Genomic DNA, 9,293 nt, shown 5'->3' on the forward strand with positions numbered 1-9,293 from the left:
ATTTGTTGTAAAAGCAGTCATCAATGCAACACACCCTGCCAGGACTGCAACCTCTCGGCTTAACAATTTCATGTTCAATAATTTTCCCTATAAAAAACGACTAAAAATATCATGATGATAAGATTAAAGGTATAGAAAAAGCGGTATAACATTAAATATTAATGATAAACGCGCTATTTGTTGGTTGATTGGGAGATTGGAGGGGATATCTGTTCGTCCCCGATCTGCCGGTGGCCAACCGGTCCATTGGCGATCTTATCCTGATTTGCTTGCTGTCCATAGCCGGCAACCACCTGTCACAATCCCTTTTGCAATTGTTGCAGGCTGTCTTAGTTTTAAGCTGTTCTTATTCCTCATACTCCTCATCTGCCAGATCTTCGTTCGGGATTTTTACAGGTATCGTATTCATTTACTTAAATCTACCCATCATGTTAAAAGCTGTTCTCATGGCCACTTTGCTGGCCACCGGCCATCCCGTGTCCGCTACCGGACCCGAAGAAACCACCCTCATTTTCGTTAATGCTGCAGAAGTGGAATCATCTCCTTCCCCAGATCCCGGTCTTAGCGCCGCAGGGCAGGAGCAAGCCTCTCAACTGGTGTCTTCGCTTGAAGGGATGGATATCTCTGCCATCTATACCACTTACCTTAACCGTTCCGTTCAAACGGTAACCCCGCTTTCAAAAGCGCACCAGCAGCAGCTGGACTATTTCCGTTTAAACGGCGATCCGGATCAAACCACGGCTGTCCTGAAAGACATGATAAAGAAAAATAAAGGCAAAACGATTGTTATTTGCAGTGTTCCCGAAAATATTACTGCAATGTTGCAGCATGCAGGTGTGAAGGGAAAAACTATGAAAACACTGTATGACAAAGGCTGTGGACAGGTTTTAGTGGTGAAACACAGTGAGGGCAATGCAGCAGTAGCACAAAAGTTGAATATGAATATTCAAAAAAAAGTCTAATATTTATATCCGGAAGAGTTGCTAATGGCTTCCCGCCATTATTAACTTTTCTCATAAGCATGGTTTCCGTTTAACGAAAAGCGGGGTTCTCTAACCTCGCTACTATTTTTAAAAACCATGCCGCCATCGGTGTATGTAGAGAATGGTAACAAAGGTTACCGGGAACAATTCAACCTAGTTATTTTATCAACCGCTTTTAAAAATCTGATCGGGTAGCGTCTCCTGTCACGAAAATTAAAAGCTCCGGGGCAAGCGCCTCGGAGCTGAATGATCTGCAAAAACAAACCAATAAAGAGATTTTCAGACCTAAGTACTCATATTGTTATCAGCTATCCCTTTGTATAAAAAGAGATAGCTGATAAATTTGTGCTAGAGATCAAATTTAATACCCTGTGCCAGCGGGAGACTATTTGAATAGTTGATGGTATTGGTTTGCCGGCGCATGTAGGCTCTCCACGCATCAGAGCCGCTTTCACGGCCACCGCCGGTTTCCTTTTCACCACCAAAAGCACCACCTATTTCGGCGCCGGAAGTACCGATATTTACGTTGGCAATACCACAGTCGGATCCTGCATTGGAAAGGAACTGTTCTGCTTCCCGGAGGTTCAGTGTCATGATGGCGGAGGAGAGTCCCTGCGGTACATCATTCTGCATGGCAATGGCTTCGGCCAGCGTGGCGTATTTCATGACATACAATATGGGTGCGAAGGTTTCATGCTGTACAATATTGCTGGTATTTTCCACCGCCGCAATGCAGGGCTTTACATAGCATCCGGATTCATAACCCGTACCGGACAGCACACCACCTTCCACCAGGAAGGATCCGCCCTGTTGCTTTACCTGTTCAATAGCGCTGAGATAAGCATCCACAGCAGCTTTATCGATCAGTGGCCCTACATGGTTATGTTCATCCAGCGGGTTGCCGATACGTAATTGTGCGTATGCTTTCACCAGTCGTGCTGTAAAAGCATCATATACACTTTCATGTATGATCAGCCTGCGGGTGGAAGTGCAGCGTTGCCCGGCCGTACCCACCGCGCCAAATACAGCGCCAATGAGCGACATATCGAGATCGGCATCCTGTGAAATGATAATGGCATTATTGCCGCCCAGCTCCAGCAGGGAGCGTCCTAAACGCCCGCCTACTGCTGCGCCCACCGCTTTACCCATCCGGGTGGAGCCGGTGGCGGAAACCAGCGGAATACGCTTGTCGTGCGCCATCCATTCCCCTGCGTCCCTGTTGCCGGTTACCAGGCAGCAAACGCCTTCCGGTACGTTGTTAGCGGCAAACACATTCGCCACAATATGCTGGCAGGCCAGCGCGGTAACAGGTGTTTTTTCAGAAGGCTTCCAGATACATACATTTCCACAAACCCATGCCAGCATGGAGTTCCAGCTCCAAACCGCTACGGGGAAATTAAACGCGGAAATGATACCGGTGATCCCCAGTGGATGCCACTGTTCATACATCCGGTGTCCGGGGCGCTCTGAGTGCATGGTTAGTCCATGTAGCTGCCTCGACAGTCCCACAGCAAAGTCGCAGATATCAATCATTTCCTGTACTTCGCCGTATCCTTCCTGCAGGCTTTTTCCCATTTCATAGGATACGAGTTTACCGAGATGTGTTTTATGTTCACGGAGCGCCGCCCCGATCTGCCGTACTATTTCACCTCTTTTGGGAGCTGGCCAGGTACGCCATTCTTTAAAGGCTTCCTGGGCGATGGCCACCACCTGGTCATAATCTTCCCGGTTAGCGCTTTTAACGGTAATAATCTTTTTATTATTTACCGGCGAAACCGAGGTGATCTCTTCTCCGTGAGCCGGCAACCAGTGGGTTCCCGTGCTGATACCACTTTGCGCTGCGGTGATGCCAAATGCTTTTAAGATATCTTCCATTGTTGGTGTATTAAGAAGCTAAAATTAGGAACTTTTTTTTGTTTGGGCGGCGTAGGTGCTTTCGAAGATCTTATCGGCGTTGCCGGCTTCAAACCCTTCCCGCCGGTGTTCCCGGCGTATTTCGCCTGCCGGCAGATGTGCAAATGCGGGTAGCACCTTTCTTTCGGCAAATTCCACGTAAGACCCCGCAATGGGATATGCTTCCCCGCCGGCAAAGGTAGCTGTGATCATTCCCGCTACGGTAGCGCTTTGCAACAGGTTACCATCCGGACTGGTTTTTATTTTGCCCCCGGCATCATTGAGATGAAATCCGTGTTGTTCCAGGAAGCGGTTGAAATCAGCCACTGTATTATATCCAGCCGGGAGGTTATGCACGCTCACGGTGAAATGATTGAGATAATAACGGTTGTAGATCACCCACGCAGCATATTCACTTTCTGCGGCCAGTACTTTGTAATCCGCCAGGGTAGGGGTTTCCCACAGGGCGCTGTGGAGGAAGATATCCACGGCCTTGCTGTCGTCCAGGTCCAGTGCATTCACAGGGTCGCTTGTTACTTCATCCGTATAACGGTGAATGATGGCCTGTGCGGCATCGCTCAGTTCGGCCACACGCAGCTCGCTGATGAAGATGCGGGGATATTGTGGTTCGGGTGGAGCATACCACCAAGCATCCAGTTTTTTGGCAGGGAAGTGATATTTATCCATTTTCGTATAGCCGTAATGGAGAAATATTTTCTCAAGCGATTGTACCCCGAGCTGCGGTACACCCATTGTACGGAAGGCGATGTGATCATTTTCAATGTCATCAGCCTGTGCAATAATGCCTTCCTTTACCATGGCGGCAATCACGGCTCCAACATCCGGAACCCTTTGCTGATAGCGCTCCATCAGCCCGTTTAAAACATCTTTTAACATGACATACAGCTTTTAGGGCTAGTTATAATATACCGCAAAGCGGTTGTTGATCAGGTCATTGAATACTACGTCTTCCTGGCGTACAAAGCCATTGGCAGGCAGCAATCCTTTAGCGTGCAGGTCTATTACTGCACAGGCAGCGCCGGCGGTGGTGAGTTGAATGGCAGTAAAATCCCGTCCTCCAACTGCCTGGTTATAGATCTTCCGGGAATAGGACCGTTGTACGGAACGGCCGTTCACCAGCCCGGAAACAGATACAAAAACCAGTACTACGTCTTGCGGGGTGAAAGGTATGCTATCTTCCATTATCTCCTTCAGCATTTCTCTCTTTTTATTGAGTTTCAGCTCATTGAGAAGAATTTTCATCAGCTGGCAGTGACCGGGATAGCGTACTGTTTTATAATCGAGGTTATATACTTTACGGTCCAGTATTTCGGCCAGTGCGCCCAGTCCGCCGGAAGTGTTAAATGCCTCATATTCCACGCCGTCGAGTGCAAAGCGCTCATAGCCTTCCATGGGCATTACTTCTTTGCGTTCGCCTTCATGAATGGCATCGCAGGGATTGCAGTATTCATTGATCAGCCCATCAGTGCTCCAGGTAAGGTTATACATAAGGCTGTTGGTAGGAAACTGGGGCAGGGCGCCCACACGGAGGCGAACGGCATCCAGCGAATCAAATTGTTTTGCAATATCGTGAGCGGCAATGCTGATGAAACCCGGCGCCAGCCCGCATTGTGGCATGAAACTTACATTGGCTGCCGCAGCTATTTCACGGATAGCATTAGTGGTAGCCACATCTTCGGTCAGATCAAAATAGTGGGTGTTGGCTTTGGCAGCTGCTGTGGCAATTTTTACATTCAGGAAAAAAGGGCAGGCACTGAGCACCATATCCTGTTCCTCCAACGCCTGCTGAAGGGAGTTGGCATTGTTTACATCCAGTATTGTTTTGCGGATGCCGGCATCGGTACATTTTTGCAGCAAGGCATTATTGCTGTCGGCCAGCGTTACTTCATAGTCGCCGGACTGTTGCAGTAAGAAAGCTGCAGTTTCGCCGATCTTACCGGCGCCGATAATCATTACACGTTTCATAATCTGTTTGGAATTATAGTGAAGCAGGAGATATTTTCTATCTCCCGGATAAATGAAAACAAATGACGCTTCCCTTTACTACGTATATACGTTACTGTTATACATCACCGGATGCATTTGCAGATTGGCTGAAAAAAGCCAATGCAAATCATCAGACACGATGAATGCCAGTATTGCAGATACAATAGCGTTACAAGCCACCCGGTGGCTTTACAGGAAAGATAAAAAAGGGGAAGTGCTACCTATGGCACATGGGAGCAGGTGCTCCGCAGATAGGAGAGTAGAGAAAGCTGTATGTTTAACAGGTAGTTCATCAACTTATAAAGTGCGAGGCGAATATAGGGAATTTATATTAAATGCAGATGACGAATTTGTAGAGAGATAAACATCTCTTTACAAATTCGTCATGCTTATTTTTTTAAATCAATACTGTTCATTTTCATTCGGGAAATCTTTGGACTTTACATCATTGATGTATGCCTGGGTGGCGCCAAAGATCTCGCTGTAGAGATCGAGGTAACGGCGAAGGAAACGTGGTTTGAACTCCTTATTAATGCCGAGCATATCATGCATCACCAGTACCTGGCCGTCCACATACCTGCCTGCACCGATGCCGATGATGGGAATTTCTACGGTTTCGGCCACTACTTTGGCCAGGGCTGCCGGAATTTTTTCCAGCACAATAGCAAAGCATCCTGCTTCCTGCAGCAGTTTTGCATCGTTGATCAGCTTATTGGCTTCGGCTTCTTCGGTAGCGCGTACGGCGTAGGTGCCGAATTTATAGATAGATTGAGGGGTGAGTCCCAGGTGCCCCATCACCGGAACACCGGCGGAAATAATACGTTTTACAGATTCAATGATTTCTTCGCCGCCTTCAATTTTAATGCCGTGGGCGCCGGTTTCCTTCATGATACGGATGGCAGATCCCAGCGCTTCCTTGGAGTTACCCTGGTAAGAACCAAAGGGCAGGTCTACCACTGCAAAGCAGCGCTTAATTGCCCTGACTACTGAAGCCGCATGATAGATCATCTGGTCCAGTGTAATGGGCAGGGTGGTTTCATGACCAGCCATCACATTGGATGCAGAATCCCCTACCAGCAGGATATCAATGCCGGCATCATCAAAAATGCGGGCCATGGAATAATCATACGCAGTAAGCATGGAGATCTTTTCCCCGTCTACTTTCATCTTCTGCAGTATATGCGTAGTGACACGCTTTATTTCTTTATTCACAGACATAAGCAGTGAGCATTTAGCATTTAGCTGTTAGCAATAACCGCAAAGGTGGTAATATAAAAAGATAAAAGGAAATGTTTTTTATGTACGGCCGGGAATCAGGAACTGACTGCGATTTCCTCGTAAAGGGCGTGAATAAGACCATCTGCAAGACCTATTTTCGGTACATAAATTTCCGGCGTATCTGCCCAGCGCATAATATTCACGTAGATCTGCAGGGCAGGAACAATTACATCGGCCCGGTCTTCGCGCAAATTATACAGGTGAATGCGTTCTTCCACCGTGAATGCACTAAATTCCTTGTAATAATCTTTCAGTGTATCCAGTGAAAGGGGCTTACCTTCTTTTCTTTTGGAGAGGGAGAATATTTTATTGATGTTGCCGCCGGAACCGATGGCAATTACGGCGCCAATGCCTTTGAGCTGTTGCTTCAGGAAATCTTTCAGTTGTTGCCAGTGTGCATCGGTAACCTGTTGCTGCAGCAGGCGGATAGTGCCTATGTTGAAGGATTCCTTAAAGATCTGTTTGCCGGCGCTGAAAAGGGTGATCTCGGTGCTGCCGCCGCCAACGTCGATATAGAGGTACGACTTTGTTTTATCCATGTTTTCAGCCACATGGTTTTCGTAAATGAAAGCAGCTTCTTCCTGGCCGGTAATGATCCGGATGTCGATCCCGGTTTGTGCTTTTACTTCCCGGAGAATATCCGTGCCATTGCTGGCATCGCGCATGGCAGAGGTAGCGCATGCTTTGAGATATTTGACCTCGTATACATCCAGCAACAGCTTATAAGCCCGGATGGTATCAATCAGGTGAGTGGCCTTTCTGTCTGAAATAACCTGGTTGTTAAATACGTCAAAACCCAGTCGCAGCGGTACTCTTACCAGGTTTAGCTTGGTGAAGTCCATTACGCCCGTACTATTCGGCGATGCTTCAGAAATGAGCAGTCTGGCAGCATTGGAGCCTATATCAATCGCAGCTAATTTCATCTGTCAGTCGTTAGATCAAAGGGCAAAAGTATAACTTTTTAAAGTTAATGGTATTGTTTTTCGTGAAGGTATTTATAGATCTCTATTTGTGTACGGATCTTTTTATCTCCATCTTTACGGTACTCATTTTTCTGCTCATTATCCAGCACACGGGCCTTTACATTACCGCTCAGCTGGATGTTCATGATATCGATCAGTTCCTGTCGTATAGCCGGGTCCGTTATAGGGGCGGCGGCTTCCACGCGGTGGTCAAGATTACGGATCATCCAGTCGCATGAAGCGATGTATACTTTTTCCTGTCCGCCGTGATGAAAAATAAATACGCGGGCGTGTTCGAGGTATTCATCCACGATGCTCACTGCGGTGATATTCTTCTTCCATTTTTTATTTTCCGTATAGGCGCAACAGATACCACGGATCACCATTTTCACTTCCACGCCGGCTTTCGCGGCTTCATACAGTTTCGCGATGAGCGAGGCATCGGAAAGTGAGTTCATTTTAATAGTGATGGCGGCTTTCTTCTTGTGTTTGGCGTTCTTGATTTCCCGGTCCATTAGTCGCAGAAAGGTATCGCGCATGTTATACGGACTTACCGGCAGCGTTTTACAGCCTTCCAGGATTTTGATATCATGACGTGTACCTTCCAGGTAGGAAAAGATGCGGTTCATATCCGCAATGATGGCCCGGTTGGTGGTAAGCAGGCAGTGATCGCCGTACACCCTTGCCGTTCTTTCATTGAGGTTACCGGTGCTAACAAAACCGCATTGCAGTGTTTTGGTGCCGATCCGTTTTTTGATCACGCATAGCTTGGCATGTATCTTCATGTTGGGGATGCCCAGCAGTACTTTAACGCCTTCTTCTTCCAGCCGCGATTTCCAGTCGAGATTGGCTGCTTCATCAAATCGGGCGCGCAGTTCCAGCACCACGGTTACCTGTTTTCCGTTACGAACGGCGTTCACCAATGCGTTTACTATCTTGGAATTACGGGCAAGCCTGTACGCAGTTATCTTTATGGACGATACGTTGGGATCTATGGCTGCTTCCCTCAGCAGGTCAATGATAGTATCGAACGAGTGATAGGGGAAGTGCAGCATTACCTCCTGCCGTTGTATTACGTGCATTACGCTGGGCGCATTTACGAACAGCGGATGGGTAAATGTTTTACGGTGTGAATGGGGTGGGAAGATGGATTCCGGGAAATCCATAAAATCCTTGAAGTTATGGATACGTGCGCCCGGGATGAGGTTATCTTTCCCGGAGAGGCCCTGTCTGCGCATAAGATATTCCAGCAGCAGGGGATCTATGTCCTTGTCGTACACAAACCGTACGGGCTTGCCTTTGCGCCGGTCTTTCAGCCCTTTTTCAATCTGGTGGATAAGGCTGTCGGAGATATCGTTATCAATATCCAGTTCCGCATCGCGGGTTACTTTGATAATGTGCGCGGTAAATTTATCGTAACCGAAATAGGAAAAGATATTGGGAAGGCAGAATCGTACCAGGTCTTCCAGCAGTATGATATCATGTTCCCCGGGTTTGGAGGGCAGGATAATAAAACGGGGGAGTACCGTGGTAGGTATTTCTATGAGTGCAAATTTTTGCCGTACGGAATTATCCTGTCTTGCCAGTACAATGGCCAGGTAGATGGATTTATCGCGCAGGATGGGGAACTGTTGTATGCTTTCAATCATCAGGGGAATGATGGCAGTGCGTACCTGTTCGTTAAAATAGTTGAGTACAAATTTCTGTTGCTCCCGGTTGAGTTGTTTTTCGGTTCGCATGAAGATGTGCTGGGCTTCCAGTTCTTCAGCGATATCTTTCCATACCAGGTCAAACTCCCGTTGCTGTTCAATTACGCGGATTTGTATTTCATCCAGTATTTTATCAGGATTTTCTTCGAGATGCATTTTACCGGCTTTGCCGAAAGACATCATGCGTTTAAGCGTGGCTACCCTTACCCTGAAAAACTCGTCGAGGTTATTGGAAAAGATGCCTAAAAAGCGGATACGTTCATGCAGGGGAACGGTTTTATCTGCTGCTTCCTGTAATACCCTTGCATTGAAAGAGAGCCAGCTGATATCCCTGGCAATCATTTTTTTCTTATCTGTAAGGGGTTTCTTTGTGGTTGTTTTCTTTGGTACTGTTACTTCGGGCATTGTTATATTATCAAGGTTTTCACCATTCGGCAAACGCATACAAACTTATTTACATT

7 protein-coding genes are annotated in these 9,293 nt (G+C 47.3%); 1 reads left to right on the plus strand and 6 read right to left on the minus strand.

The genetic code is table 11. From position 1 onward, the window contains the following. Window positions 1-428 precede the first annotated feature (428 nt). Window positions 429-962, plus strand: coding sequence for a histidine phosphatase family protein (locus tag VN105_RS06175; protein ID WP_325638967.1), 534 nt, complete (start codon window positions 429-431; stop codon window positions 960-962). A 369-nt stretch (window positions 963-1,331) separates the two neighbouring features. Here VN105_RS06175 and VN105_RS06180 read toward each other — a convergent pair whose 3' ends face one another. The 6 genes from VN105_RS06180 to ppk1 form a co-directional block, all read right to left on the minus strand. Continuing rightward, window positions 1,332-2,858, minus strand: coding sequence for an aldehyde dehydrogenase family protein (locus tag VN105_RS06180; RefSeq protein WP_325638969.1), 1,527 nt, complete (start codon window positions 2,856-2,858; stop codon window positions 1,332-1,334). A 24-nt stretch (window positions 2,859-2,882) separates the two neighbouring features. Next, a complete protein-coding gene (locus tag VN105_RS06185) occupies window positions 2,883-3,773 on the minus strand; it encodes a DUF1338 domain-containing protein (RefSeq protein WP_325638970.1) in 891 nt (296 codons plus the stop codon). Between the two features lie 18 nt (window positions 3,774-3,791). Beyond that, entirely contained in the window at window positions 3,792-4,862 is a 1,071-nt protein-coding gene (locus VN105_RS06190) for a saccharopine dehydrogenase family protein (RefSeq protein WP_325638972.1), read from the minus strand. Window positions 4,863-5,285: 423 nt separating this feature from the next. After that, a complete protein-coding gene (gene panB, locus VN105_RS06195) occupies window positions 5,286-6,101 on the minus strand; it encodes a 3-methyl-2-oxobutanoate hydroxymethyltransferase (RefSeq protein ID WP_325638974.1) in 816 nt (271 codons plus the stop codon). Between the two features lie 95 nt (window positions 6,102-6,196). Further along, a complete protein-coding gene (locus tag VN105_RS06200) occupies window positions 6,197-7,084 on the minus strand; it encodes an exopolyphosphatase (protein WP_325638976.1) in 888 nt (295 codons plus the stop codon). Window positions 7,085-7,128: 44 nt separating this feature from the next. Then, window positions 7,129-9,276 (minus strand): polyphosphate kinase 1, encoded by a 2,148-nt coding sequence (gene ppk1, locus VN105_RS06205; RefSeq protein WP_325638978.1) that lies wholly within the window; start codon window positions 9,274-9,276, stop codon window positions 7,129-7,131. Between the last annotated feature and the right edge of the window lie 17 nt (window positions 9,277-9,293).

This window comes from Chitinophaga sp., assembly GCF_035564935.1.
Classification (GTDB): Bacteria; Bacteroidota; Bacteroidia; order Chitinophagales; family Chitinophagaceae; genus Chitinophaga.